Annotated in this window: 32 protein-coding genes; 19 read left to right on the top strand and 13 right to left on the bottom strand. The window is 54.8% G+C overall.

Features of this window, described 5'->3' with window-relative positions:
* Positions 1-35 precede the first annotated feature (35 nt).
* Both uvrC and uvrY read right to left on the bottom strand, forming a co-directional pair.
* On the bottom strand, positions 36-1,868 hold the full coding sequence (uvrC, locus tag M989_RS09225) for an excinuclease ABC subunit UvrC (protein ID WP_064544565.1): 1,833 nt from the start codon (positions 1,866-1,868) through the stop codon (positions 36-38).
* A complete protein-coding gene (uvrY, locus tag M989_RS09220) occupies positions 1,865-2,521 on the bottom strand; it encodes a UvrY/SirA/GacA family response regulator transcription factor (protein ID WP_064544562.1) in 657 nt (218 codons plus the stop codon). Before uvrY ends, uvrC begins: the two co-directional genes overlap by 4 nt.
* Before the next feature lie 456 nt (positions 2,522-2,977).
* On the opposite strand from uvrY, the gene M989_RS09215 reads away from it, so the two are divergent.
* Entirely contained in the window at positions 2,978-3,202 is a 225-nt protein-coding gene (locus tag M989_RS09215; protein WP_064544561.1) for a DUF2594 family protein, read from the top strand.
* A 69-nt stretch (positions 3,203-3,271) separates the two neighbouring features.
* Here M989_RS09215 and sdiA read toward each other — a convergent pair whose 3' ends face one another.
* From sdiA to M989_RS09175, 8 genes are all read right to left on the bottom strand, one after another.
* Entirely contained in the window at positions 3,272-3,994 is a 723-nt protein-coding gene (sdiA, locus tag M989_RS09210) for a quorum-sensing transcriptional regulator SdiA (protein WP_064544559.1), read from the bottom strand.
* 320 nt (positions 3,995-4,314) lie between these two features.
* Positions 4,315-5,067: an L-cystine ABC transporter ATP-binding protein TcyN gene (gene tcyN, locus M989_RS09205; RefSeq protein WP_064544555.1), complete on the bottom strand. Its 753-nt coding sequence runs from the start codon at positions 5,065-5,067 to the stop codon at positions 4,315-4,317.
* On the bottom strand, positions 5,064-5,732 hold the full coding sequence (gene tcyL, locus M989_RS09200) for a cystine ABC transporter permease (protein WP_064544553.1): 669 nt from the start codon (positions 5,730-5,732) through the stop codon (positions 5,064-5,066). The genes tcyN and tcyL overlap by 4 nt, the downstream gene beginning before the upstream one ends.
* Before the next feature lie 13 nt (positions 5,733-5,745).
* Positions 5,746-6,732, bottom strand: coding sequence for a D-cysteine desulfhydrase (dcyD, locus tag M989_RS09195; protein WP_064544551.1), 987 nt, complete (start codon positions 6,730-6,732; stop codon positions 5,746-5,748).
* Between the two features lie 81 nt (positions 6,733-6,813).
* Entirely contained in the window at positions 6,814-7,614 is an 801-nt protein-coding gene (tcyJ, locus tag M989_RS09190) for a cystine ABC transporter substrate-binding protein (protein WP_064544593.1), read from the bottom strand.
* Between the two features lie 85 nt (positions 7,615-7,699).
* Positions 7,700-8,251, bottom strand: a complete 552-nt coding sequence (gene fliZ / locus M989_RS09185; RefSeq protein WP_240492971.1) for a flagella biosynthesis regulatory protein FliZ — start codon at positions 8,249-8,251, stop codon at positions 7,700-7,702.
* 60 nt (positions 8,252-8,311) lie between these two features.
* Entirely contained in the window at positions 8,312-9,031 is a 720-nt protein-coding gene (locus M989_RS09180) for an RNA polymerase sigma factor FliA (protein WP_064544586.1), read from the bottom strand.
* A gap of 166 nt (positions 9,032-9,197) precedes the next feature.
* Positions 9,198-10,952: a flagellin gene (locus tag M989_RS09175; RefSeq protein WP_064544549.1), complete on the bottom strand. Its 1,755-nt coding sequence runs from the start codon at positions 10,950-10,952 to the stop codon at positions 9,198-9,200.
* 263 nt (positions 10,953-11,215) lie between these two features.
* On the opposite strand from M989_RS09175, the gene fliD reads away from it, so the two are divergent.
* The 3 genes from fliD to fliT are packed head-to-tail and all read left to right on the top strand — an operon-like array spanning position 11,216 to position 13,437.
* Positions 11,216-12,628, top strand: coding sequence for a flagellar filament capping protein FliD (gene fliD, locus M989_RS09170; protein WP_064544548.1), 1,413 nt, complete (start codon positions 11,216-11,218; stop codon positions 12,626-12,628).
* Positions 12,629-12,652: 24 nt separating this feature from the next.
* Positions 12,653-13,063 carry a flagellar export chaperone FliS gene (fliS, locus tag M989_RS09165; protein ID WP_064544546.1) on the top strand — a complete coding sequence of 137 codons (411 nt, stop codon included), beginning with the start codon at positions 12,653-12,655 and terminating at the stop codon, positions 13,061-13,063.
* A complete protein-coding gene (gene fliT, locus M989_RS09160; protein WP_064544545.1) occupies positions 13,063-13,437 on the top strand; it encodes a flagella biosynthesis regulatory protein FliT in 375 nt (124 codons plus the stop codon). Before fliS ends, fliT begins: the two co-directional genes overlap by 1 nt.
* A gap of 42 nt (positions 13,438-13,479) precedes the next feature.
* Here the strand turns inward: fliT and yedD are convergent, their stop codons facing one another.
* Both yedD and fliE read right to left on the bottom strand, forming a co-directional pair.
* Entirely contained in the window at positions 13,480-13,893 is a 414-nt protein-coding gene (gene yedD / locus M989_RS09155; RefSeq protein WP_064544544.1) for a lipoprotein YedD, read from the bottom strand.
* 186 nt (positions 13,894-14,079) lie between these two features.
* Positions 14,080-14,391: a flagellar hook-basal body complex protein FliE gene (fliE, locus tag M989_RS09150; protein ID WP_064544542.1), complete on the bottom strand. Its 312-nt coding sequence runs from the start codon at positions 14,389-14,391 to the stop codon at positions 14,080-14,082.
* Between the two features lie 216 nt (positions 14,392-14,607).
* Between fliE and fliF the strand changes: the two genes are divergently transcribed.
* The 14 genes from fliF to rcsA all read left to right on the top strand — a co-directional run bounded on the left by fliF (position 14,608) and on the right by rcsA (position 26,136).
* A complete protein-coding gene (gene fliF / locus M989_RS09145) occupies positions 14,608-16,278 on the top strand; it encodes a flagellar basal-body MS-ring/collar protein FliF (RefSeq protein WP_064544540.1) in 1,671 nt (556 codons plus the stop codon).
* Positions 16,271-17,266 (top strand): flagellar motor switch protein FliG, encoded by a 996-nt coding sequence (gene fliG / locus M989_RS09140; protein WP_064544539.1) that lies wholly within the window; start codon positions 16,271-16,273, stop codon positions 17,264-17,266. The genes fliF and fliG overlap by 8 nt, the downstream gene beginning before the upstream one ends.
* Complete coding sequence (gene fliH / locus M989_RS09135) at positions 17,259-17,957, top strand: flagellar assembly protein FliH (RefSeq protein WP_064544538.1); 699 nt, start codon at positions 17,259-17,261, stop codon at positions 17,955-17,957. Before fliG ends, fliH begins: the two co-directional genes overlap by 8 nt.
* On the top strand, positions 17,957-19,327 hold the full coding sequence (gene fliI, locus M989_RS09130; RefSeq protein ID WP_064544584.1) for a flagellar protein export ATPase FliI: 1,371 nt from the start codon (positions 17,957-17,959) through the stop codon (positions 19,325-19,327). Before fliH ends, fliI begins: the two co-directional genes overlap by 1 nt.
* 21 nt (positions 19,328-19,348) lie before the next feature.
* Positions 19,349-19,792 (top strand): flagellar export protein FliJ, encoded by a 444-nt coding sequence (gene fliJ, locus M989_RS09125; protein WP_064544537.1) that lies wholly within the window; start codon positions 19,349-19,351, stop codon positions 19,790-19,792.
* Positions 19,789-20,988: a flagellar hook-length control protein FliK gene (locus M989_RS09120; protein ID WP_064544535.1), complete on the top strand. Its 1,200-nt coding sequence runs from the start codon at positions 19,789-19,791 to the stop codon at positions 20,986-20,988. The genes fliJ and M989_RS09120 overlap by 4 nt, the downstream gene beginning before the upstream one ends.
* Before the next feature lie 104 nt (positions 20,989-21,092).
* Positions 21,093-21,560 (top strand): flagellar basal body-associated protein FliL, encoded by a 468-nt coding sequence (fliL, locus tag M989_RS09115; RefSeq protein WP_064544533.1) that lies wholly within the window; start codon positions 21,093-21,095, stop codon positions 21,558-21,560.
* A gap of 4 nt (positions 21,561-21,564) precedes the next feature.
* The gene (fliM, locus tag M989_RS09110; RefSeq protein ID WP_064544532.1) at positions 21,565-22,569 is read left to right on the top strand and encodes a flagellar motor switch protein FliM; all 1,005 of its coding nucleotides are present in this window, start codon (positions 21,565-21,567) and stop codon (positions 22,567-22,569) included.
* Positions 22,566-22,979 (top strand): flagellar motor switch protein FliN, encoded by a 414-nt coding sequence (fliN, locus tag M989_RS09105; protein ID WP_064544530.1) that lies wholly within the window; start codon positions 22,566-22,568, stop codon positions 22,977-22,979. The genes fliM and fliN overlap by 4 nt, the downstream gene beginning before the upstream one ends.
* Before the next feature lie 100 nt (positions 22,980-23,079).
* Positions 23,080-23,418, top strand: coding sequence for a flagellar biosynthetic protein FliO (fliO, locus tag M989_RS09100; protein WP_064544582.1), 339 nt, complete (start codon positions 23,080-23,082; stop codon positions 23,416-23,418).
* The gene (gene fliP, locus M989_RS09095; RefSeq protein ID WP_064544528.1) at positions 23,418-24,155 is read left to right on the top strand and encodes a flagellar type III secretion system pore protein FliP; all 738 of its coding nucleotides are present in this window, start codon (positions 23,418-23,420) and stop codon (positions 24,153-24,155) included. The genes fliO and fliP overlap by 1 nt, the downstream gene beginning before the upstream one ends.
* Positions 24,156-24,164: 9 nt before the next feature.
* Positions 24,165-24,434, top strand: a complete 270-nt coding sequence (gene fliQ, locus M989_RS09090; RefSeq protein WP_035896987.1) for a flagellar biosynthesis protein FliQ — start codon at positions 24,165-24,167, stop codon at positions 24,432-24,434.
* A 5-nt stretch (positions 24,435-24,439) separates the two neighbouring features.
* A complete protein-coding gene (gene fliR / locus M989_RS09085) occupies positions 24,440-25,234 on the top strand; it encodes a flagellar biosynthetic protein FliR (protein ID WP_064544526.1) in 795 nt (264 codons plus the stop codon).
* A 278-nt stretch (positions 25,235-25,512) separates the two neighbouring features.
* Positions 25,513-26,136, top strand: a complete 624-nt coding sequence (rcsA, locus tag M989_RS09080) for a transcriptional regulator RcsA (protein WP_064544525.1) — start codon at positions 25,513-25,515, stop codon at positions 26,134-26,136.
* Positions 26,137-26,184: 48 nt separating this feature from the next.
* Here rcsA and dsrB read toward each other — a convergent pair whose 3' ends face one another.
* Positions 26,185-26,376 carry a protein DsrB gene (gene dsrB / locus M989_RS26035; protein WP_064544524.1) on the bottom strand — a complete coding sequence of 64 codons (192 nt, stop codon included), beginning with the start codon at positions 26,374-26,376 and terminating at the stop codon, positions 26,185-26,187.
* A gap of 171 nt (positions 26,377-26,547) precedes the next feature.
* On the opposite strand from dsrB, the gene M989_RS09070 reads away from it, so the two are divergent.
* Positions 26,548-26,754: a YodD family protein gene (locus M989_RS09070; protein ID WP_064544521.1), complete on the top strand. Its 207-nt coding sequence runs from the start codon at positions 26,548-26,550 to the stop codon at positions 26,752-26,754.
* The last annotated feature ends 12 nt before the right edge of the window (positions 26,755-26,766 follow it).

The following is a 26,766-nucleotide window of genomic DNA, read 5'->3' as shown; positions in this document are numbered from 1 at the left end:
TTAGTAAATATTAGCCCTATGTTGCTACAGAGCCCCTAATGTTTCAACGAGTAGAAGATCTTTTCTGCTAAGCCGAGCGAGATTCCCGGCACTTTGGCGATATCTTCGATGCTTGCCTGCTGTAGACCTTGCAGCCCGCCCATGTACTTGAGCAGCATCTGACGCCGCTTCGGCCCCACACCTTCGATCGTCTCCAGCGAGCTGGTGCTTTTCACTTTGGCGCGCTTTTTGCGATGCCCGGAAATAGCGTGATCGTGCGATTCGTCGCGGATATGCTGGATCACATGCAGCGCAGGAGAGTCAGGAGGCAAACTAAAACCCTCACCTTCCGGCTCAAAGAACAGCGTCTCAAGCCCGGCTTTACGGTCGCTGCCTTTCGCAACCCCTAACAACAGCGGGTGATGCTTATCCCACGGCACGTTGAGTTCGGCAAAAACCGCTTTCGCCTGGCCCAACTGCCCTTTCCCACCGTCAATAAGAATGACATCCGGAATTTTACTTTCATCAATCGCTTTACCGTAGCGACGGCGCAGCACCTGGTTCATCGCCGCGTAGTCATCACCCGGAGTAATACCGGTAATGTTGTAGCGACGATACTCGGCGCGCAGCGGGCCGTTAGCATCGAACACCACACAGGAGGCCACCGTCTGCTCGCCCATGGTGTGGCTGATATCGAAACATTCCATCCGCTTAATCGCCGGCAACTTCAGTTCGATAGCCAGCGCCTGAAGGCGCTGATGTACGGTCGACCGTTGAGACAGTTTAGTCGACAGCGCGGTCACCGCGTTGGTGCGCGCCAGCTTTAAGTAACGCGCACGATCGCCGCGCGGTTTAGTCTGTACCTGAATGCGTCGCCCGGCGAGCTCAGAAAGCGAGTCGGCGAGCAACGTTTTATCTTTGAGCGAGAAATCGAGCAGGATCTCGCCCGGAAGCGTGCGCATCTGGCTGCCCTGGAAGTAGAACTGGCCAACGAAGGTCTCTACCACTTCGCCGAGCTCGGTATCGCTTGGCACCTTGGGGAAATAGCTGCGGCTACCGAGGACTTTGCCCTGGCGGATAAACAGCACGTGCACACAGGCCATTCCCGCCTCGAACGCCACGCCAATGACGTCCAGATCGTCACCGTTATTCGAGACAAACTGTTTTTCCGTCACTCGACGTACGGCCTGAATCTGATCGCGGATGCGGGCAGCTTCCTCAAACGCCAGCGCCTGGCTGGCTTTCTCCATGCGTGCGATCAGCTGCGTCAGCACCTGATCGTCTTTACCCGCGAGGAACAGCCGTACATAGTCCACCTGCTGCGCGTACTCTTCTTCACTCACCAGCCCTTTCACACATGGCCCTAAACAACGACCTATCTGGTATTGCAGGCAAGGACGCGAGCGGTTGCGATAAACGCTGTTTTCGCACTGGCGGACGGGGAAGATTTTTTGTAACAGCGCCAGCGTTTCCCGCACGGCATAACCGTTGGGGAAAGGACCAAAGTACTCGCCTTTGGCGTGTTTGGCGCCGCGATGCGTCGCCAGACGCGGATGGGTATCCGCGCTGAGGAAAATAAAGGGATACGATTTGTCGTCACGCAGCAGCACGTTGTAACGCGGCTGATAGAGCTTGATGTAGTTATGCTCCAGCAGCAGCGCTTCCGTTTCGGTGTGGGTGACGGTGACATCAATCTGGGCGATTTGTGCCACCAGCGCTTCCGTTTTGCGAGAAGACACCTGCGTACGAAAATAGCTGGCAAGGCGCTTTTTGAGATCTTTGGCTTTGCCAACATAAATAACCGTGCCGCCGGCATCATACATACGATAAACGCCGGGCTGGCTGGTTACGGTTTTCAGAAAGGCTTTTGAATCAAAAACATCACTCACTGACTTGCTAACGACTCCGCATTGCACAGGCCATGGCGAATTGCCAGGTGGGTCAGCTCAACATCACCGTGTATGTTCAGCTTGCTAAACATACGGTAGCGGTAACTGTTCACCGTCTTGGGACTCAGATTCAACTGTTCTGAAATCTCATTCACCTTCTGACCTTTAGTGATCATCAGCATAATCTGCAATTCACGTTCAGACAAACTGGAGAACGGCGATTCCGTCTTTTCCGGCTCAATCTGACTTAATGCCATTTGCTGAGCGATGTCTGAGGCGATATAGCGCTGACCGGAGAACACCGAGCGAATGGCGTTAACCACCTCTTGCGGCGCGGCACCTTTGCTCAGATAACCGGCCGCACCGGCCTGCATGACTTTTGCCGGCAGCGGGTTTTCCGTGTGTACGGTTAGCATGATAACTTTGGTATCGACCGCCGAACGCGCAATCTTACGCGTTGCCTCAAGGCCGCCAATGCCGGGCATGTTCATATCCATCAGCACAACGTCAACAGGGTTAGCACGGCACCACTTCACCGCATCTTCCCCGCAGTTGGCTTCGCCGGTGACTCTAATACCTTTTATATCTTCGAGAATGCGTCGTATCCCTGCGCGCACCAGTTCGTGGTCATCAACAAGAAGGACGTTGATCAAAGGAATAATCTCCAGAATAGGGATAACGCTACTACTGCTTAATTCCCCCATACTACCGGGTTTTATATCATCTGTGAAAGTCTAAAAATGCCAGGGCTTCGATTTCGATCTCGTTTTTGGAAATAATCATGTACAGAGACTGGAAAGCACTAAAAAACAGTAAGATGCCTGTGGCAGATATCAGTATGCTTGCGGGGATTAACGACGTAAACAGGTGCTTTGTCGTATATTTGATAAATAGGCCTTATAATATGTAACAACAATTAACGATGACGGAACCGTATTTAAACATTTTGCCCCTAACCCGCTGTCTATGCAGTCGAAATAATAATTAATATCAGATCTGAGCAGCGAACAAAAAACAGGCACTCCTTTTTTTCCCCCGGCTTGTGGTATACTGCGCCGCTTTCATAATCCGCATCGCGCATAATGCGCAGAAATTGTACGAGGCAATAAATGAGCACACCTGATTTTTCCACTGCAGAAAATAATCAAAATCTGGCCCAGGAAGTTTCCTGCCTGAAGTCTTTGCTGACCCTGATGCTGCAGGCGATGGGCCAGGCTGATGCCGGTCGCGTGATTATTAAAATGGAAAAGCAAATTGCGCAGTTAGAAGATGAAGCTCAGGCTGCCGTATTTTCCAGCACTGTTAAGCAAATTAAACAAGCTTACCGCCAGTAATAAAAAACCGGCTGTCAGCATTGCTGCTGACAGCCGGTTTGCCGTCTGCACGCAGAACGCGAATACCCGTCAGATCAATCCAATCGCCGCTGCATAGCAGGCAATCTGCGTTTTGTTCGGCGCATTAAATTTTTTCTGCATGTTCTTTTGATGGAAATTCACCGTATTCTCAGAGATCGACAAAATCATCGAGATCTCCGCAGAGGTTTTCCCTTCCGCCGTCCATTTCAGAATTTCTAATTCCCGCTTGCTGAATTTCATCTCCCGCGGCATCACCATTTCATCTTCCACACGCAATAATGCCAGCAGGCTCATTTCCAGCAGAATTTGTAAACGCAGAGCGATTTCATCCTGGTCTGGAGTAAAGCCTGGCGTACGGGTGCGCGACACCGAGAGGAAGCCGTGCGCATGGTTAGGCAACATCAGACATTGCGTAGCGCCGGTTTGTAGGCCATGCGCGCGCGCGGCATGCCACAACTCCTGAGCATCGCAGAACAGCTCGTCGTCCCAGGGTAAATGGCCCAGCGAGAAATTATCAGGTTTCAGCACAGGGTCGATAGCCATATAGTTCGCAGACTTATAATGCGACATCCAGGCATCAGGATAAGTGGTATACACAGAAATGCGCGGTCGGGTAAACGGCACCGGATGCCGAACACACAGGGCGAAGAAATCGTATTCCAGATATTCTGTTTGTTGTTGAAGTAACGCGTATATCTGTTCGCTTGCCGTAGCAGCCTGGAAAAGATGCAGCATTTCCCGCCGCCAACTGAAAAAATCATCGTCTCTCATAACGAACGAGAAATCCCCTGATCAATAATCATTTTTATGAATACAGAAAGCTAACACATAAATCTTATTTATATGTATAAAATATCACGCCACTCTAAAATAATCCTAATTTGCCTCATTTCTGTAACTTAGCGCACGATATTACTGCTCCGAGGCGCTTTATGGCCGTTTCAGATGAAATAATATTTACCTATTGATTGATCATGCTTAAGTAAAATTTTTCATTAAAAAGATGATGATACAGAGGCGTCATTATTTGCTGTGCGAATTAAGTCCAATAACAGGCACGCAGGTTGGGTAACCCGCGCGCCTTTGGGGAGCTACTGCATCAAGAATTTTTCAAGGAACTGACGGGTACGGGCCTGCTGTGGATTGGCGAACAGCGCTTTAGCTTCCCCCTGCTCCACAATTCGCCCCTGATCCATAAAGATGGCGCGGTCTGCAACATCACGGGCAAAGCTCATCTCATGGGTCACGATGACCATCGTCCGCTTCTCCTGCGCCAGCGCGCGGATAGTGTTCAACACCTCACCCACCAGTTCGGGATCCAGCGCGGACGTCGGTTCATCAAACAGGATCACATCCGGACGCATCGCTAGCGCACGGGCAATCGCCACACGCTGCTGCTGGCCGCCGGAGAGACGGCGAGGATAGCTCTCTTCTTTACCTGAAAGCCCCACCTTGCCTAATAGCTCACGAGCGCGGGCAACCGCACCGGCTTTATCCTCGCCCTTCACGATCACCGGCCCTTCAATAATATTCTCCAGCACCGTACGATGTGGGAACAGATTGAAGCTTTGAAACACGAAGCCGACGTGCTGACGCAGGCGGCGAATCAGCCCTTTCTGCTGACCGATAGGGCGCGCGGTATCAATCGTGATATCGCCAACGCGGATGGTGCCGCTTTCCGGCTGTTCCAACAGATTAATACTGCGCAGCAGCGTGGTTTTGCCGGAACCGCTTGGCCCGATAATCGCCACCACTTCGCCCTCTTTCACCTCGAGATCGATGCCGTGCAGCACGGTCTGTCCGTGGAATTTTTTAACCAGGTTTTTGACTTCAATTGCACTCATTTCGGGTCTCGCTCCTGGCGGTTTAGCTGGTTTTCAAAATAGTTTTGCAGCACCGACAGCACGGTCGCCATCACCCAGTAAATCAGAGACGCGGCCAGATACATGGTGAACACTTCCAGCGTACGTGAGGTGATCAGCTGAGCCTGACGGAACAGTTCCGGCACCTGAATGGTCGCCGCCAGCGAGGTATCCTTCACCAGGCTGATAAAACTGTTCGACAGCGGCGGTAGCGCCACGCGCGCCGCCTGCGGCAGAATCGCCCGGCGCATCGTCTGCCACGGGGTCATGCCGATACTCGCCGCGGCTTCCCACTGGCCTTTATCGATCGACGAAATCGCTGCACGCAGCGTTTCGGCAGCATAGGCCGCGGTATTCAGCGACAGGCCAATCATTGCCGACGGAATGGGATCCAGTTCGATACCAAACTGCGGCAGACCGTAGTAGATCATAAACAGCTGGGCAATCAGCGGCGTGCCGCGAAAAATAGAGATGTAGCAACGTGCCAGCCAGCGTACCGGCGCAATGGGCGACAGGCGCATCAACGCGAGAATAAAGCCCAACACCAGCCCAAAGAACATCCCGCCAATACTGAGCTGGAGGGTAAAGACCGCGCCTTTGAGCAGATACGGCGCGGAGTCGATCACTAATTGAATACTTTCTTGCATGGGCGCGTTCTATTTAAATGTGAGGATGATAGGCGAACAGCGCAGGCGCACCGCCGGTATGGATGAACAGAATGGGCCCTTCATCTTTGAAGCGTTTCTGGCTGATACCGTCGATAAGCCCGGCCATCGCTTTGCCGGTATAGACCGGGTCGAGCAGGATGCCTTCCAGACGCGCGAGCAGTTTCACCGCTTCCATGCCGTCGTCGTTCGGAATACCGTAAGCCGGGGCAAAATAGTCGTCCCACAGCGTGATTCCAGCTGTAGCCGTCAGTTCAAGACTGCGCGCAATCTCCTGCTGGAGCGTGACCACTTTCGGCAGTTGATCGGCCACCTTGCGGGAAACGGTGACGCCAATCAGCTCGGCTTCCGGCATCACCTGCTCGAGCCCCACGGCCAGACCGGCATGGGTTCCCGCGCTGCCGGAGGCTACCACCACGGAGGAAATCGACACCGCACCTTCGCACTGCTGAGCGATTTCCAGCGCGCTCTCCACGTACCCCAGCGCGCCCAGCGCGTTTGAACCGCCCACCGGAATCACATAAGGACGAAAGCCCTGCGCTTCAAGACGCGTCGCCAGTTCAGCCAGCTGCGCGTTCGGGTCGCTCAATGCATCACACATCTCCACCTGGGTATTAAACAGATCCAGCAGCAGACGGTTGCCGTTGCTGAGATAGTTTTCTGCCTTCGTCCCCATCGGATTTTCCAGCAGCGCCACGCAGTGCAGCCCCAATTTTGCCGCCACCGCCGCCGTCTGGCGCACGTGGTTAGACTGGATTGCCCCAGCGGTCACCAGCGTGTCGGCCCCTTCGCGTAGCGCGTCGGCAGCGAGAAACTCCAGTTTACGCAGCTTGTTTCCGCCCATCGCCAGCGGCGTGACGTCGTCGCGTTTGATAAAAATGTCGCGCCCGATGTAGTCGGAAAAGCGCGGCAGGTATTCCAACGGCGTCGGCGCGCCAATAAACTCAAGGCGCGGAAAACGGGTTAAATTTTGCAGTGACATAGCATCTCCTTAGTCTCGTTTTTATTATGCGCCGTAAATAAAAAAAGGCGCCCTTTCAGCGCCTTTTTTCCTTCAGAGCAATTAGTGCGTAACGTCAGCTCCAAACCATTTTTCGGACAGCGCCTTCAGGCTACCGTCTTTCTGCATGGCGTCAATAGCGCTATCCACTGCTTTGAGCAGATCGTCGTTGCCTTTACGCAGCGCAACGCCTGATTCCTGACGGGAGAACGCATCACCGGCCACCGCCAGCGTATTGTTGGTTTTCTTCACCAGATCCAGCGCCGCCAGACGGTCAACCAGAATGGCGTTGATACGGCCAACGCGCAGATCCTGATATTTGGTCGGGTCATCGTCGTAAGTCCGGATGTCCACGCCCTGCACGTTCTGACGCAGCCACTCTTCATAGTTGGTGCCCAGACCGACGCCGACTTTTTTGCCTTTCAGATCCGCCGCGGTTTTGATGGAGTCTTCGCTGCCCTTCTTCACCAGCGCCTGAATACCGGAGATGGTGTACGGGGTGGAGAAGTCATATTTCTTCTGACGTTCCGGCGAAATGGTGACCTGGTTAATCACCACGTCGATACGTTTGGAGTCCAGCGACGCCAGCATACCGTCCCATTTGGTCGGTTTCAGATCGGCCTTAACGCCAAGGTGTTTAGCCAGTTCGTTAGCGAAATCGACTTCAAAACCGGTCAGTTTGCCGTCATCACCCTGGAAACTAAACGGAGGATAGGTCCCTTCCAGCCCAACGCGCAGCGTGCCGCGTTCTTTAACCTGGTTTAATAAATTTTCGGCAGCAAAGGCTTGCACGCTTGCTCCCGCAACCAGCGCAACGGCCATTACGCCCATCAGCGCCTGACGACCCAGAAACTTCAGTTTCATTATACCCCCGAAAAACATTATTTTCCCGTAGTGTAAACCGTTCATCATCAATGACAAACACCCATAAGATCCATGTTATTCCAATTTAATATATATCAGAGGTTTCACGGTCTGCGAAGTTTTGTGCGTTGTTCAGCGCCTGCTGGTGATGAAATCGCAGGTATTTACGCAGTGCAATACGATAATTGTTGGTGCTGGTATCCGGCAGCCACGCCTCCAGCTTGACGTCAGCCTGGCGTTCCAGCAGCAGCGCGCGCGGCACCTGTTGCGCGGAAAAGTGGTTGCCCAGACGACGCAGACGCACGACGTATTCGCGCACGGTACCGGCGCTCATGTCGGTATGTTCGAGGAGGTATTGTTTGAAGCCGATGATATTAAAGAAGGCGCTCTGCTCTTTGCAGTGCAGATCGCCGCAGAAACGGCACAGCGCGGACCATGCCTCGCGTTCCTGTTGCCAGGCCGCGTCGTCCATCAGGGTATCGAGACGGGATATCGCGATTTTATTGACTATCTCCCCCTGCCGGACGAGCGTGATGCGGTCGAGCAGTTTATGACAGTGCGCGCAGTGCGTTTGGCTGTGTTTGAAGTCTTTCAAATAGCGGCTTAGGGGCCGTCTTTTTACCTGCATCATCATGATAACTCCGGGTTTTCATTGATTAATGCGGCATTCTTTGGTTGAACGTAACGTTATACCAACCTACAGCTTACCCAGCTTGATGCGCAGACGCTTGATCGCCTGACTGTGCAACTGGCTGACGCGCGATTCCCCCACTTCCAGCACCGCGCCAATCTCTTTGAGATTGAGCTCTTCCTGGTAATAGAGGGTTAACACCAACTTTTCACGTTCCGGTAAGGCTTCAATCGCCTCCATCACGCGCTGGCGAAGATCGCCTTCCAACAGTTGATGCAGTGGGTTTTCGTGCTGATTCTCTTCCGTCACCAGTTCGATGCTGTCGCCATACTCTTCTCGCCACTCGTCGTAGGAAAAAAGCTGGCTGTTATTGGTATCTAACAGCACCTGACGGTATTCCTCAACCGCAATCCCCAATCGCTGCGCGACTTCGGTTTCCGTCGCGTTTCGTCCCAGCTCTTGCTCCAGTTGACCCAGCGTTTGCGCAACTTCACGCGCGTTCCGCCGGACGCTACGCGGCACCCAGTCACGGCTGCGTAATTCGTCCAGCATCGCCCCACGGATGCGTTGCACTGCGTAAGTGGTAAATGCCGTACCTTGCAGAGCGTCATAGCGTTCAACAGCGTTCAATAAACCGATACCGCCCGCCTGGAGCAGATCGTCCAGTTCCACGCTCGCCGGCAAACGCACCTGGAGGCGCAGCGCTTCATGGCGCACCAACGGCACATAGCGTTGCCATAGCGAGTGTTTATCCATTACACCTTCAGCGGTATACATTGAATTCACGATAAACAGCCCTGCATTAATATGAGTTATCGGCACGATTATCCGTTTCTATAGCCGTTTTAATCGGTGGAACAGTGGGAGAAATGTGGGGTTATTTGCGCAGTAAAGTGAAATTTCAGTAACAAAAAAACCCCGCCGAGGCGGGGTTGGGTCAGGATGAGAGCGATTAGCCCTGCAGCAGAGACAGAACCTGCTGCGGTACCTGGTTGGCTTTCGCCAGCACGGAGTTACCGGCCTGCTGAATAATCTGCGCTTTAGACATGTTGGACACTTCGGTCGCATAGTCGGCGTCCTGAATACGGGACTGCGCTTCAGACAGGTTGGTGGTGGTGTTGTTCAGGTTGGTGATAGCTGAGTCCAGACGGTTCTGGATAGCACCCAGGGAAGAACGGAATTTATCAACGGTGGCAATGGCATCGTCAACAGCCGCCAGCGGGTCTGAAGTGACCTGATCGCCCTGAGTAACTTTGCCAGTAGCAGTATCAACCGTTGCTTTGTACATCACATCTTTGCCATCGGCATCGCTGCCTTTGATAACATAACCGCTGCCGTCTTTCAGAGCAAAGAGCTGTGCGTTTTTAACGTTGGTAACGGATGACAGATCAACGTCGACGGCCGGAGTTGAGCTTGGGGTGTCAATTTCGGTCAGTTTAGAGGAGAGACCCGTTGGCTCACCTACGGTAGTCACTGCAGTCGTTGCACCTGTTGGTGTCCCTACCGCAGTACCAGTCAGTGTAACAACCCCCGTTGTCGCATTAACGCTTGCAGCATAAAGACCTGCTTTGGTACCAGTTACATTTGCAAAATAGTTCCCTGCAGTATCTTTTACCAGACCGTCAACAACTTCATCGCCACCAGCGCCAGTAATACCCGTTGTGCTAGTAGTAGCAAAATCAACTGCAACACCAATTTTATCAGCAGCCTTAGAACTAAATGTCACAGTACCACTAGCAGCATCAACAGTTGCAGCACGGTAAGAATTGTCAGACATCTGTGCGTAGTATTTACCGGCTTTGTCCATGTACAGAGCTGGTTGAGCCGCGGTGTTACCATCAGTAAAGCCAACAACATCCTGAGTATGCAGAGATACACCACCGCCAACGCTAATATCCTGACCCGCTGTAGCAATAGTTGCTTTGGTACCATCAATACCAGCTGCAGTCGCTGTGCTGTTATATTTCAGTGTATTAGACGTTTTATCGTAAGTTGCGTCGTAATAGTTAGTACCATCAGTGACATACAGTTTATCTGCATCGGCATTATCAACCGCAATCTTCATCGGACCGACAGTGTTGGTATCGGTGAAGGAGAATTTAGCGGTGCTAACTTTGGAATCAGCTTCTTTCAACTGCGTTGTTGCAGTTGTAGCGAGGTCGGACGAAGAGATGGTTTTATTAACGTCAAAACCACTCAGCCCCAGTACGGAGCTGTTAATGGCTTTCAGGTCGATGGTGATGGTCTCACCATCATTTGCGCCGACCTGAATTTTCATGGAACCGTCTTTTGCCAGTACGTTCACGCCGTTGAACTGAGTCTGACCGGATACGCGGTCAATTTCGTCCAGACGAGACTTAATTTCGTCCTGAATTGACGACAGGTCGGATTCTGAGTTGGTGCCGGTGGTTGCCTGAACGGTCAGTTCACGCACACGCTGTAAGTTGTTGTTGATTTCAGACAGCGCGCCTTCAGTGGTCTGCGCAACGGAGATACCGTCGTTGGCGTTACGCGCCGCCTGAGTCAGGCCTTTGATGTTGGAGGTGAAACGGTTAGCAATCGCCTGACCCGCTGCGTCATCCTTCGCGCTGTTAATACGCAGACCAGACGACAGACGCTCGATAGAACTGGACAGCGCAGACTGGTTCTTGTTGATATTGTTCTGAGTGATCAGCGAGAGGCTGTTGGTATTAATGACTTGTGCCATGATTCGTTATCCTATATTGCAAGTCGTTGATTACGTAATGGGTTTCCACCCGTCGGCTCAATCGCCGTCAAACTTGTTATCGTCTGCCGTTAAACAACCTTTAGAATTTTTTTTCGCAATCACGCTTTTTTTAGCCGTCGAATTACTCTTTTCTCTTGCCCTTATTCCCGCCATTAAAAAAAGACAATTAAGCGTAAACTTTGATGCATTCAGGCCGATAACCCAGACATTCATTCTACGTGTCGACAAATTAAGGAATAACAATGGCAAGCATTTCTTCACTAGGAGTTGGATCGGGCCTGAATCTGAGCGACATTCTGGATAGCCTTACCGCCGCGCAAAAACAGACGTTAACGCCGATTTCTAAACAGCAATCCTCTTATACCGCGAAGCTGAGCGCCTACGGCAGCCTGAAAAGCGGGCTGGAAGCGTTCCAGACGGCCAACACCGCGCTGTCGAAAGCCGACCTGTTTACCGCGACCACTACCGCCAGTTCGAGCACCGCGTTTAGCGCCACCACGACAGGCGGCGCGATCGCGGGGAAATACACCATCGCCGTCACGCAACTGGCACAGGCGCAGACGCTGACCACCAAAACCTCCCAGAAAGACAGCAAAGCCGCTATCGCCACCAGCGACAGTACTCTGACCATCCAGCAGGGGGGCGATAAAAAACCGGTGACCATTGATATCAGCGCCGCCAACTCGTCCTTAAGCGGTATTCGCGACGCCATCAACAATGCCAAAGCGGGCGTCAGCGCCAGTATTATCAACGTTGGCAACGGCGAATATCGTCTGTCGATTACCTCGAACGATACCGGTGAAGATAACGCCATGACCTTAAGCGTCAGCGGCGACAGCGCGCTGCAAAGTTTTATGGGTTATAACGGAACCAGCACCGACGGCGCAAACGGGATGGAACAGAGCGTTAACGCGCAAAACGCCGAACTGACCGTCAACAACGTGCCAATTGTCAACAGCAGCAACACCATCAGCGACGCGCTGGAAGACATCACCCTGAACCTGAACGATGTCACCACCGGCAACCAGACGCTGACCATCACCCAGGACACGACCAAGGCGCAAAAGGCCGTCAGCGACTGGGTCACCGCCTATAACGCACTGATCGACACCTTCAGCAGCCTGACAAAATACACCGCCGTAGACCCAGGCGCGGACAGCCAGAATGCCAACAACGGCGCGCTGCTCGGCGACACGACCCTGCGCACCATCCAGACCCAGCTGAAGAGTATGTTGAGCAACTCGCTGAGCACCTCCTCTTATAAAACGCTGGCGCAGATTGGGATCACGACAGACCCGAACGACGGCAAGCTGGAGCTGGATAACGATAAACTGACAGCCGCCCTGAAAAAAGACGCTTCCGGCGTGGGCGAACTGCTGGTGGGCGACGGCAAAAAAACCGGCATCACCACCACCATCGGTACCAACCTGACCAGCTGGCTCTCCAGCACCGGCATCATCAAAGCCGCCACCGATGGCGTCAGCAAAACGCTGAACAAATTAACCAAAGACTATAACGCCGCCAGCGATCGTATCGACGCGCAGGTGGCTCGCTATAAAGAACAGTTTACCCAGCTGGACGTATTAATGAGTTCGTTGAACAGCACCAGCAGCTACTTAACGCAGCAGTTTGAATCGACCAGCAATTCCAAGTAATCACTATTGATCGGGAGAGACATCATGTACGGGGCAAAAGGTACGCAGGCCTACGCACAGATTGGAGTGGAAAGCGCCGTGATGAGCGCCAGTCAGCAGCAGCTTGTGACCATGCTGTTTGACGGCGCGCTCAGCGCGCTGATCCGCGCCCGCCTGTTTATGCAGGACGGCAACCAGCAGGGAAAAGGGCTTTCCCTGTCGAAAGCCATCAACATTATCGAAAACGGGCTGAAAATTGGCCTGGATGAGGACAGCCGCGACGAGCTGACGCAGAACCTGCTGTCGCTGTATGCCTATATGGTCAGACGTCTTCTGCAAGCCAACCTGCACAATGATGTTAGCGCCATTGAGGAAGTTGAGGCGTTAATGCGCAACATCGCCGATGCCTGGAAGGAATCTCTACTTACGCCTAACTTGATTCAGGACGCCGTCTAATGAGCCATGCACCGCACCTTTATCTGTCGTACCAAAAGCTGGTTGAAAAAAGCAATCTGATGCTGCGGCTTGCCACGGAGGGACTGTGGGACGAATTAATCGCCAGCGAAATGGAGTACGTCAATGCGGTGCAAAAGATTGCTCAACTGACGCGAGAGAGCCAGCCAACCGAACTGCTTCAGGAACAACTCCGTCCGTTGCTGCGTAAAGTGCTTGATAACGAAAACACCGTAAAGCGCCTGTTGCAGGCGCGCATGGACGAGCTGGCGAAACTGGTCGGACAATCGTCAATTCAGAAAACGGTGATGACCACCTACGGTAATCAGGGCGGCCACGTGCTGGTTCCGCAGGATAAGGTTGACCTGAATCATTGATGAATAGCGCTCCGGCATCAGCTATGCCGGAGCGACAAAATTTTACGGCAGCACCGACGGCAGCGGCGCTTTAGTCAAAGCGTTGGCGCATTCTACCGTAGGCCGCTCAACCCGCTGCAACGTCATCCCATCGTACTTCAGCGAATTGCCATCGCGTTCCACCGCATAAACATCCAGCTTGTTGGTCACGTTGTAGACATCGCTATCGCGCAGAGTGAGTTTACCCGGCAGCGCAATCACCCGCTGCCACTGGCGGCAGTCCAGCGTGTCGCCGTCACGAGTGACAATCAGGCTGGCCATCGCCTCCGGGCTAACCAACGCGCGCTGCGGCCCCATCGTCTGCCAGTAGCCCGCCAGCCCCGCCGGAGCAGGCGACTTCACCACCGTTGAGTAGTCTTCAATCTGCGCACAGCCCGCCAGCGTCATCAGCGCTGCCACAATGGCTAATTTTTTCATTATTCATCCTGTTTCGGGAGAAAAAAACAGAAACATTATAGCGTTAAACCTGCGGGGGTTTCACGGAAAAGACGGTGCGTAGAGGGTAATCTGAACGAATGCAATGAAGCGTGGGAGGCGCCGGAGTGGAAAAGACGAATGGCAGGACTCTCCCAACGTTAAACCCAATTGAGAGAGCAACAGAAGCTAGACCTGCATCCCCATCACTTCCTGATAGGCGCTCACCAGTTTATTACGCACCTGAATCCCCATCTGCAATGAAACGGATGCTTTTTGCAGATCGGTCATCACATCGTTCAACGCGATGCCTGGTTCTCCCAGTGAAAACTTCTCCGCCTGCGCTTTGGCGCTGTTTTGCGTATCGCTGATGCGGTCGAGCGCCGCGTGCAGCTGGCCGGCAAAGCTGATGGTTGGCTGTGTATCCACGCTTTGACCGCGCGCCAGTGATGCCGTTGCCTGCATCTGTGACAGCACGCCCTCAATACCCTGAATCGCCATGTTGACTCCCGGATTGTGTTTAACCTGAGAACGAGCTTACCAGTTTGTCAATAAGATAAAGGCGCTAAATAGCACTATAAAAACGGGTTATTTGGCCCATCGAATTTCCCGAAGCATCAAATAATGGCATCGCTGTCTTTATGTGTTTTGCGCCAGGGAGTCTGCTTTGTTTTCGTTTACGTTTAACGCCATTGATCAGGAACGACGAGGTGCGCAATGAGCGCGAGTGCTACGGCTACGCCACAAAATAAAACTGTAGAATGGGTCAATCGCCTGCGCGCTAATCCAAAAATTCCACTGATGGTGGCCAGTGCCGCCGCGGTGGCTATTCTCGTGGCAATGGTGCTGTGGGCCAAATCCCCGGACTATCGCACGCTGTTCAGCAACCTGTCCGATCAGGACGGGGGGGCCATCGTGACCCAGCTGACCCAGATGAACGTCCCCTATCGTTTCGCCGATAACGGCGGCGCGCTGGAAGTGCCCGCTGACAAAGTGCATGAACTGCGCCTGCGTTTGGCCCAGCTCGGCCTGCCGAAAGGCGGCGCGGTAGGTTTTGAACTGCTCGATCAGGAAAAATTCGGCATCAGCCAGTTCAGCGAGCAGGTGAACTACCAGCGCGCGCTGGAAGGTGAACTGTCGCGTACCATCGAAACCCTCGGTCCGGTCAAAAGCGCCCGCGTGCACTTAGCGATGCCAAAACCTTCGCTGTTCGTACGCGAGCAGAAATCCCCCTCGGCCTCCATTACGGTCAATCTCGAACCGGGACGCGCGCTTGATGAAGGACAAATCTCCGCGGTGGTCCATCTGGTCTCCAGCGCCGTCGCGGGTTTACCACCGGGCAACGTCACCGTGGTCGATCAGGGCGGCCATCTGCTGACCCAGTCCAATACCAGCGCTCGCGACCTGAACGACGCGCAGCTGAAATATACCGCCGACGTTGAAGGCCGCGTTCAGCGCCGTATTGAAGCGATTCTTGGGCCGATCGTCGGTAACGGTAACGTGCATGCGCAGGTCACCGCGCAGGTGAACTTCGATAATAAAGAGCAAACCGACGAACAGTATCGTCCGAATGGCGATCCTAACCAGGCCGCCATTCGTTCGCGTCAGGTTAGCGAAAACGACCAGGTCGGTAGCCCGTATCCGGGCGGTGTTCCGGGCGCGCTGTCTAACACCCCAGCCCCGGCACCGTCGGCGCCGATTGCCAACCCACCGGCAAATCAGGTCAACGCGCAGAATGCCAATACCCGCACGGCCACCACCACCGGTCCGCGCAATACCCAGCGTAGCGAAACCAGCAACTTCGAGCTCGATCGCACCATTTCGCACACCAAAAAGAACGTTGGCGACGTTCAGCGTCTGTCTGTCGCCGTGGTGGTCAACTATCGCAATCTGCCAGACGGTAAACCGCTGCCGCTGACCAGCGATCAGATGAAACAGATTGAAGATTTAACCCGCGAGGCGATGGGCTTCTCCAGCCAGCGTGGCGATACCCTGAACGTGGTCAACTCACCGTTTAACAGCAGCGATGACAGCGGCGGCGAACTGCCGTTCTGGAAACAACAGTCGTTTATCGAGCAGCTGATGTCCGCCGGTCGCTGGCTGCTGGTGCTGATTGTCGCCTGGCTGCTGTGGCGTAAAGCGATTAAGCCGCAGCTTGCCCGCCGCGAACAGGTCGCCCTGGCCGAGGTGGAAAAAGCCAAAGCGCAGCAGGAAATTCAGGAAGCCGTTGAGGTTCGCCTCAGCAAAGATGAACAGACCCAGCAACGCCGTGCCAACCAGCGCCTGAGCGCCGAGGTGATGAGCCAGCGTATTCGCGAGATGTCTGATAACGATCCGCGCGTCGTGGCGCTGGTCATTCGCCAATGGATGAATAACGACCATGAGTAATCTTACCGGAATCGACAAAAGCGTCATTTTGCTGATGACGATTGGCGAAGATCGCGCCGCCGAGGTGTTTAAACACCTCAGCACCCGTGAAGTGCAGCAGCTCAGTACCGCCATGGCGGGCATCAAGCAGATCTCGAATAAACAGCTGACCGACGTGCTGGCCGAGTTTGAGCAAGAGGCCGAGCAGTTTGCGGCGCTGAGCGTTAACGCCAATGAATATCTGCGTTCGGTACTGATTAAAGCGCTGGGTGAAGAGCGAGCTTCCAGCCTGCTGGAGGACATTCTCGAAACCCGCGAAACCACCAGCGGGATCGAAACGCTCAACTTTATGGAGCCGCAGAGCGCCGCCGATATTATCCGCGACGAGCATCCGCAGATCATCGCCACCATACTGGTCCACCTCAAACGCGGCCAGGCCGCCGATATTCTGGCGTTGTTCGATGAACGTCTGCGTCACGACGTCATGCTGCGTATCGCCACCTTTGGCGGCGTGCAGCCGGCGGCGCTGGCGGAACTGACTGAGGTGCTGAACGGCCTGCTCGACGGCCAGAACCTCAAGCGCAGCAAAATGGGCGGCGTGAGAACGGCGGCAGAAATTATCAACCTGATGAAAACGCAGCAGGAAGAAGCGGTTATTACCGCGGTACGCGAATTCGACGGCGAGCTGGCGCAGAAAATTATCGACGAAATGTTCCTGTTCGAAAACCTGGTCGAGGTCGACGATCGCAGCATCCAGCGCCTACTGCAGGAAGTGGACTCCGAATCGCTGCTCATTGCCCTCAAAGGCTCCGAGCCGCCACTGCGCGAGAAGTTCCTGCGCAATATGTCCCAGCGGGCAGCCGACATTCTGCGCGACGACCTGGCCAACCGCGGCCCGGTACGTTTGTCGCAGGTCGAGAACGAACAGAAAGCCATTCTGCTTATTGTGCGTCGTCTGGCCGAAACCGGCGAGATGGTGATTGGCAGCGGAGACGACACCTATGTCTGATACCACGCCGTGGAAAGTCTGGCAGCCTGACGATCTCTCGCCGCCGATGGAGGTGGAGTTTACTCCCCTCACCCTCGACGAACCCGACGCCGAGCAGGAGGATATTTCTGCCGAGCAGCTGCAACAGCAGCAGCTGGCTCAGCTGCAGATCCAGGCCCATGAACAGGGGTATCAGGCCGGGCTGCGTGAAGGCCACGCCGCCGGTCAACAACAGGGCTATCAGGAAGGGCTGGCGCAGGGGCTCGAACAGGGTCTGGCACAGGCCAAACAGGATCAGGCCCCTATCCATGCCCGAATGCAGCAGCTGGCGAGCGAATTTCAGCACACCCTGGATACCCTCGACAGCGTGATCGCCTCACGTCTGATGCAGATGGCGCTGGAAGCAGCGCGACAGATTGTCGGCCAGATGCCGGCGGTCGATAACACCGCGCTGATTAAACAGATTCAATCCCTGCTGCAGCAAGAACCGCTGTTCAGCGGCAAGCCGCAGCTGCGGGTTAGCCCTGAAGATTTGCCGCGCGTCGAGGAGATGCTGGGCGCCACGCTGAACCTTCACGGCTGGCGGCTGCGCGGCGACCCAACGCTGCACCCCGGCGGCTGTAAAGTTTCCGCCGATGAGGGCGATCTCGATGCCAGCGTGGCAACGCGCTGGCAGGAACTGTGCCGCCTGGCGGCACCGGGAGCCTGCTGATGACCGTGCGTCTGACCCGCTGGCTGAACACGCTCGACAACTTTGAAGCCCGCATTGCCCAGCTTCCCGCCGTGCGCCGCTATGGCCGCCTGACCCGTGCGACCGGCCTGGTGCTGGAAGCCACCGGTCTGCAGCTACCGCTCGGCGCAACCTGCATTATTGAGCGTCAACAGGGTGCGGAAATGCAGGAAGTGGAAGCCGAAGTGGTCGGCTTCAACGGTCAGCGCCTGTTTTTAATGCCGCTCGAAGAGGTTGAAGGCATTTTACCCGGCGCACGGGTTTATGCCCGCAGCAGCATCGGAGACGGATTGCAAAGCGGCAAACAGCTCCCGCTTGGCCCGGCGCTGCTCGGCCGCGTGCTCGACGGCAGCGGCAAACCGCTCGACGGCCTGCCCGCGCCGGATACTACCGAAACCGGCGCGCTGATCACTCCGCCCTTCAACCCGCTCCAGCGCACGCCGATTGAACACGTGCTGGATACCGGCGTGCGGCCCATTAATGCCCTGCTGACCGTTGGCCGCGGCCAGCGTATGGGGCTGTTCGCCGGTTCCGGCGTCGGTAAAAGCGTTCTGCTCGGCATGATGGCGCGCTACACCCGCGCCGATGTCATCGTCGTCGGTCTTATCGGCGAGCGCGGTCGCGAGGTGAAAGATTTTATCGAGAACATTCTCGGCACCGAAGGCCGGGCGCGTTCCGTAGTGATTGCCGCCCCCGCCGACGTCTCTCCCCTGCTGCGCATGCAGGGGGCGGCCTACGCGACCCGTGTGGCGGAAGATTTCCGCGATCGCGGCCAGCATGTGCTGCTGATCATGGACTCACTGACCCGCTACGCAATGGCGCAGCGCGAAATTGCCCTGGCGATAGGCGAACCGCCGGCCACCAAAGGCTACCCGCCTTCGGTCTTTGCCAAGCTGCCCGCGCTGGTTGAACGCGCCGGGAACGGCATCAGCGGCGGCGGCTCGATCACCGCGTTTTATACCGTGTTAACCGAGGGTGACGATCAGCAGGATCCGATCGCCGACTCCGCGCGCGCCATTCTCGATGGCCATATCGTCCTGTCGCGACGGCTGGCCGAGGCCGGTCACTACCCGGCAATTGATATTGAAGCCTCCATCAGCCGTGCGATGACCGCGCTGATTAGCGAGCAACACTACGCGCGGGTGCGCAATTTTAAACAGCTGCTCTCCAGTTTTCAGCGTAACCGCGATCTGATTAGCGTCGGCGCGTACGCCAAAGGTAGCGATCCGATGCTGGACAAAGCCATCACGCTCTGGCCGCACCTGGAAGCATTTTTACAGCAAGGCATTCTTGAAAAAGCAGACTGGGAATCATCAATCCAGGCGCTGGAATTGATTTTCCCAACGTCATAGTGAAGCAAGAGGATCACCAATATGGCGCAGCACGGTGCATTAGCAACGCTCAAAGAACTGGCAGAAACCGATGTCGATAACGCCGCCCTGGTGTTGGGCGAGATGCGACGCGGCTGCCAGCAGGCGGAAGAACAACTCAAAATGTTGATGGACTATCAGCTTGAATACCAGAACAGCCTGAATAATGACATGACGCAGGGGATTGCGAGCCTGCGCTGGCAAAACTACCAGCAGTTCATTCAGACGCTGGAGAAAGCGATTGACCAGCACCGTCAACAGCTTATCCAGTGGAACAACAAAGTCGAACAGGCGCTGAACTTCTGGCGTGAGAAAAAACAGCGTTTGCAGGCATGGCAAACGTTACAAGACCGGCAGGCCTCTGCGGAGCTGCTGGCGGAAAACCGTCTGGATCAGAAGAAGATGGATGAATTTGCCCAGCGTGCAACCATGAGGAAACCAGAATGATCACTCTGCCTAACCTGGCCATCAGCGATACAAGCCTCGCGACGGCCGATACCGCAGCCAAAACCACAGGCGGCGCCGAGGATTTTCTGGCTCTGCTGGCCGGCGCATTAACCCAAACCGCCGAAGGAGCAAGCGCGGGCAAAACCGCGTCGTTGTCTGGCGAGGAGGCGGCGTCGTTACGCGATGCCAAAGTTAAAGGCCAATCCCTCACCGAATGGTTGGTACAGCAAGAAGCCACGCGCACCACCGCTGAACTGGGTGATACGCTGGATATCACCGAGCAAAGCGACGCGCAAACGCTACTCAGTTCGCTGGCGGCGCACCTCAAAGGCGAGCTGTCGTCGGGTAAAGATAAGGTCAGCGGCAAAGAGCGTGACGCCGACGAGGATAAACTGAGCGACGACGAACTGAGCAGCCTGAATGCGTTGATGGCCATGCTGCCCGCACCGTTGCAGCCCTTGCAGAACGCCGCGCATTCAACCACGGGCGCCGCCAGCGATACGCTGAACGCGTTAAGCACGCCGCTCAAACGTGGCGATGCGAAAGCCGAGAGTTTTATCGATGTGAAAGGCACTCCGGCGTCACAGCCGCATACCGATGCCCGCGCGCTGTCGGCCGACGCCGCTTTCGCGATCCCCGCGCAAAAGGCCGAAATGGAGAGCACGCCAAGCCCGAGCGCGCCAACGGCAACGTTGTCAGCGATGTCCCCGCAGAGCAGCAGTTCACTGGCCGCCCCTGCGGCCGTCAGCGCCAACGTTCATGCCCAGCTTGGTACTCCGGACTGGCAGCAGAACGTCAGCCAGCACATCACGCTGTTTACCCGTCAGGGTCAGCAAACTGCCGAACTGCGCCTGCACCCAGAGTCGTTAGGCCAGGTACACATTACGCTGAAGGTGGAAGATAACCTCGCGCAGATCCAGATGGCCTCGCCGCACAGCCACGTGCGCGCCGCGCTGGAAGCCGCCCTGCCGGTGCTACGCAGCCAGCTGGAAGAAAACGGTATTCAGTTGGGGCAGAGCAACATCAGCAGCGATGGCTTTGCGGGTCAGCATCAGCAGCCCTCTTCCCAGCAGTCTTTCGCCTCGCGCGCTGATGCCAATGCAGGCGATGCGCAAGACGATGGCGAAGTACTGGCCGTCCCTGCCGCCCTGCACGCCGCCTCTCGCGGCGATAACGCGGTAGATATCTTCGCTTAAACGCCAGAGGTAACACGATTATTCCCGTCTTTTCCACGCTTTGACCGGCGCGGGAGGCGGGATAATCATTGGATAAGCAGTAGTAAAAAGGAAGACCGCATCAGATGACTGACACCGCTATCAATAAAAAGAGCAAACGCTCGCTCTGGATCCCACTTTTGGTGCTGGTAACGCTCGCTGCCTGCGCCACAGCAGGTTACAGCTACTGGCGCATTGAGCATCAGAACGCCCCCGCCGCGCCGAAAGAAGCGCCGCCGCCGGCCGCACCGGTCTTTTTCCCGTTGGATACCTTCACCGTCAACCTGGGCGATGCCGATCGCGTGCTGTACGTGGGCGTCACGCTGCGCATGAAGACCGAAGCTGATCGCGCCCGTCTGAACGACTATCTGCCGGAAGTACGCAGCCGCATGCTGCTGCTACTGTCGCGTCAGGACGCGACGAAACTGGCAACGGATGACGGGAAAAAACAGCTCGCCAACGATATTAAAGAGACGCTGAGCGCGCCGTTAATTGCCGGTCAGCCGAAACAGAACGTTACCGACGTTCTGTACACTGCCTTTATTCTGCGGTAGAGCCATGGGCGACAGTATTCTTTCTCAGGCCGAAATCGATGCGCTGTTAAACGGCGACAGCGACAAATCGAGTGAACCGCTGGCGGGCGCCACGGGCGAAGATGATATTCGCCCCTACGACCCCAATACCCAGCGCCGCGTCGTCCGTGAGCGACTGCAGGCGCTGGAGATTATTAACGAGCGTTTCGCCCGTCACTTCCGTATGGGGTTGTTTAACCTGCTGCGCCGTAGTCCGGACATTACCGTGGGGGCGATACGCATTCAGCCTTACCACGAGTTTGCCCGTAACCTGCCGGTGCCAACCAACCTCAACCTGATTCACCTTAAGCCGCTGCGCGGTACCGGCCTGGTGGTGTTCTCGCCAAGCCTGGTGTTCATCGCCGTGGACAACCTGTTCGGCGGCGACGGTCGTTTTCCTACCAAAGTGGAAGGCCGTGAATTCACCCACACCGAGCAGCGAGTGATCAACCGTATGCTCAAGCTGGCGCTGGAAGGCTATAGCGATGCCTGGAAAGCGATTAACCCGCTGGAGGTGGAGTACGTCCGTTCGGAGATGCAGGTCAAATTCACCAACATCACCACCTCACCAAACGATATCGTGGTGAACACGCCATTCCACGTGGAAATCGGCAACCTGACCGGCGAATTTAACATTTGCCTACCGTTCAGCATGATTGAACCGCTGCGCGAACTGCTGGTCAACCCGCCGCTGGAAAACTCCCGCCACGAGGACCAAAACTGGCGCGAAAACCTGGTACGTCAGGTGCAGCACTCGGAGCTGGAACTGGTGGCGAACTTCGCCGATATCTCGCTGCGTTTGTCACAAATACTCAAACTTAAACCCGGTGACGTTCTGCCGATTGACAAGCCAGACCGCATTATTGCCCACGTTGACGGCGTACCGGTGTTAACCAGCCAGTACGGTACCGTGAACGGCCAGTATGCGCTGCGCGTAGAACATTTGATCAACCCGATTTTGAATTCGCTGAACGAGGAACAGCCCAAATGAGTGATATGAATACTCCACCCGATGACAACAGCGGATCCGTGGACGATCTGTGGGCTGAAGCGCTGAACGAGCAAAAATCCACCTCCGGGAAAAGCGCCGCGGATGCGGTCTTCCAACAGCTCGGCGGCGGCGACGTCAGCGGTACGTTGCAGGATATCGATCTGATCATGGACATCCCGGTCAAGCTGACCGTGGAACTGGGCCGTACGCGCATGACCATCAAAGAACTGCTGCGCCTGACGCAGGGTTCGGTGGTCGCGCTGGACGGTCTGGCAGGCGAGCCGCTGGATATTCTGATTAACGGTTATCTGATCGCGCAAGGTGAAGTGGTGGTGGTTGCCGATAAATACGGCGTTCGCATTACCGACATCATTACGCCATCGGAACGTATGCGCCGTCTGAGCCGCTGATATGAGCGCAACCCACTCCGCGCCCGTTGTGACGCCGTCGCACGCCGCACCGGCCAACCATACCACCACGCCGGTGACGGTGGCGCACGCCAACGAACCGATGACTTCGCCGCTGATTCAGGTAAGCGGCGCGCTGCTCGGCATTATCGTGCTGATTCTGGCCGCCGCGTGGATCGTTAAACGCGTTCTGCCCGGTACGGTTCAGGGCCGCACCAACAGCGGTCTGAAGGTGAGCGCCAGCGCCTCGTTAGGGGCGCGCGAACGAGTGGTGATTGTGAACGTCGAGGATGCGCGGCTGGTGCTGGGCGTAACGGCCCAGCAGGTCACGCTGCTCCATACCCTCCCGCCAGCGCCGCCGGAAAACCAGCCGCCGCAGGCTAACGCGCCGGAATTTGCTTCACTGATGAAAAACATGCTTAAGCGTCCCGGGAGATCCTGATGCGCCGTATTTATTCCCTCGCGCTGGGCGGGTTGTTATTGCTCTCGCCTTCCGCCTTTGCTCAGCTTCCGGGTTTAATCAGCCAGCCGCTGGCCAACGGCGGGCAGAGCTGGTCGCTGCCGATACAGACGCTGGTGTTTATCACCTCGCTGACCTTTATCCCGGCGATTTTACTGATGATGACCAGCTTTACCCGCATCATCATTGTCTTTGGCCTGCTGCGCAGCGCGCTGGGAACGCCGTCCGCACCGCCTAACCAGGTGCTGCTGGGGCTGGCGCTGTTTCTCACCTTTTTCATCATGTCGCCGGTCATTGATAAGGTTTATACCGACGCCTATCAGCCGTTTAGCGAAGATAAAATCACCATGCAGGAGGCGTTGGATAAAGGCGCACAGCCGCTGCGTGAGTTTATGCTGCGCCAGACGCGTGAGGCCGATCTGGCGCTGTTCGCCCGGCTGGCCAACAGCACGCCAATTCAAGGCCCGGAAGCCGTGCCGATGCGCATTCTGCTGCCCGCCTACGTCACCAGCGAGCTGAAAACCGCTTTTCAGATTGGCTTCACGATTTTCATTCCGTTTTTGATTATCGATCTGGTCATTGCCAGCGTGTTGATGGCGCTGGGGATGATGATGGTACCGCCTGCAACCATTGCCCTGCCCTTTAAGCTGATGCTGTTTGTATTGGTCGACGGCTGGCAGTTACTGGTCGGTTCACTGGCGCAGAGTTTTTACAGTTAAGGAGTACCCATGACCCCTGAATCCGTCATGATGATGGGCACCGAGGCGATGAAAGTGGCGCTGGCGCTGGCCGCCCCGCTGCTTTTAGTCTCGCTGGTCACCGGTCTGATTATCAGTATTCTGCAAGCGGCCACGCAGATTAACGAAATGACGCTCTCGTTCATTCCAAAAATCATTGCCGTTTTTATCGCTATCATCGTCGCCGGGCCGTGGATGCTGAATCTGCTGCTTGATTACGTACGCACCTTGTTCAACAACCTGCCCTACATCATCGGTTAAGCATTATGCTTCACATGACCAGCGACCAGTGGGTTTCATGGCTCGGGCTCTACTTCTGGCCGCTGCTTCGCGTGCTGGCGCTGATCGCCACCGCCCCCATTCTCAGCGAACGTTCTGTGCCTAAACGGGTGAAAGTGGGGCTGGGGATTATCATTACCTTCGTGATTGCGCCCTCGCTGCCGCCGGTCGATGTCCCGCTCTTTTCCGCTAACGCGCTGTGGCTCGCGCTCCAGCAGATTCTCATCGGCATCGCGCTGGGCTTTACGATGCAGTTTGCCTTTGCCGCCATACGAACCTGTGGCGAGATTATTGGCCTACAGATGGGTCTGTCATTTGCCACCTTTGTCGATCCGGGCAGTAACCTCAATATGCCGATACTGGCGCGCATTCTGGATATGTTAGCCATGTTGCTGTTCCTGGTCTTCAACGGGCATCTGTGGCTGATTTCACTGCTGGTCGATACTTTCCACACGCTGCCTATCGGCGGTGAACCCATTAACAGCAATGCGTTTCTCGCGCTCACCCGAGCGGGAGGCATGATTTTTCTCAACGGACTCATGCTCGCACTGCCGATCATTACCCTGCTGCTGACGGTGAACCTCGCGCTCGGGATGCTTAACCGTATGACTCCGCAGCTGTCGGTGTTTGTTATCGGCTTCCCCATCACGCTTACCGTCGGCATTCTGCTAATGGCGGCGTTAATGCCATTAGTGGCCCCCTTCTGTGAACACTTATTTAGCGAAATATTTGATCTATTAGCCGATATTATCAGTGAGTTACCACGTATAAATTCTCCATAGTACCCTCCCGGTTATTATGAGGAAATTCCTAAAGTAAATTTGCAAAAACATCTACCAGCATATCGCTGGCGCGGGTTATTTGTTTTTACGTCTTTCACATAACCTAACATTTACTTTACTTTGAGATGATTCCTGGCAAATTATACGTAACTTTACGGGATAGTTGATGCCGCCTGATCGTCTTCATTCTCAATTTTTTATTTTCATTAGGTTCGCTGCGACGATGAAGTTCGAGGGTAATGGGTTAATTATCGTTACGCATTGAGTGAGGGTATGCCATGTCAACGATTATTATGGATCTATGCAGTTATACGCGGCTAGGGTTAACCGGATACCTGGCCAGTCGTGGAGTGAAGAAACGAGATATTGACAATGTTGAGAGCGTAGAAGCACTTACTGAAGTTTGCGCGGCTCGCCGTCCATCTGTCGTGTTTATTAATGAGGACTGCTTCATCCACGATGTGCAGAGTAGCTTGCATATCAAGCAGATCATTAATCAACATCCCAGGACTTTGTTCATTGTTTTTATGGCCATTGCCAATATTCATTTTGACGAATACCTGATGGTGCGGAGTAATCTGCTAATAAGTTCCAAATCGATAAAACCGGAAACCCTGGATAGCATTCTGGGGAATTATCTGAAAAAAGAAAAATCAGATGTAAAGCAGACTAATATGTCTACTCTGTCATTAAGCCGGACAGAATCAAGTATGTTGAAAATGTGGATGTCGGGACAGGGAACGATTCAGATTTCCGATCAGATGAATATTAAAGCAAAAACTGTATCGTCACATAAGGGTAATATTAAGAAGAAAATAAAAACGCATAACAAACAGGTTATCTATCATGTTGTGCGCCTAGCAGAAAATGTCACCTCGGGCATTTTCGTCAATATGCGCTAGGATATCCAGGCAGGGAAACTGGCGGTAGCCCTACCGCCAGATGCTCGATTACGATTCGCTTTTTTCTACAAATATCCCATCAGGATGGCCCACTTCGTTGAAAAACCATATCCCCAACGGATAATCTTCCAGCGCGACCAGATACATCGTCCCTTCATTGAACTGTTCAATGGCCAGCACCACACCGGAGCGACGCGGCCCCCCATCGGTTTTGACCGTCACACGATCGTTAACTTGCATAAACGTCTCTCCTGATTGGTTTTTCCCAGTGTAGAACAAAATGGTCGTGCTGACAGCGGCTCCGCAAACCAACTGACTAAATATCCACCAATGCAAAAAACGAACAAAAAATGAGCAGCATCGTACAACGAATGTATAATTATACAGGGAACGGTAAAAAGGGTATCTGTGATGAAATCTGCGATCGATCCTCCTGAGATCAACGTCGATGCGCTACTGGCGGCCATCAACGAAATCAGCGAAAGTGAAATCCACCGTTCGTCGAACGATCCACACCACGTGAGCGTCGACGGTCGTGAATACCATACCTGGCGTGAACTGGCGGAAGCCTTCGAGCTGGATGTACACGACTTCAGCGTGACCGAAGTGACGCGCTGACGGCAAAAAAAA

This window comes from Kluyvera georgiana ATCC 51603 (assembly GCF_001654985.1).
In the GTDB taxonomy this organism is placed as follows: Bacteria; Pseudomonadota; Gammaproteobacteria; order Enterobacterales; family Enterobacteriaceae; genus Kluyvera; species Kluyvera georgiana.
The sequence above is the reverse complement of the archived record's forward strand: the minus strand, read 5'-3'. Positions and strand labels throughout refer to the sequence as shown.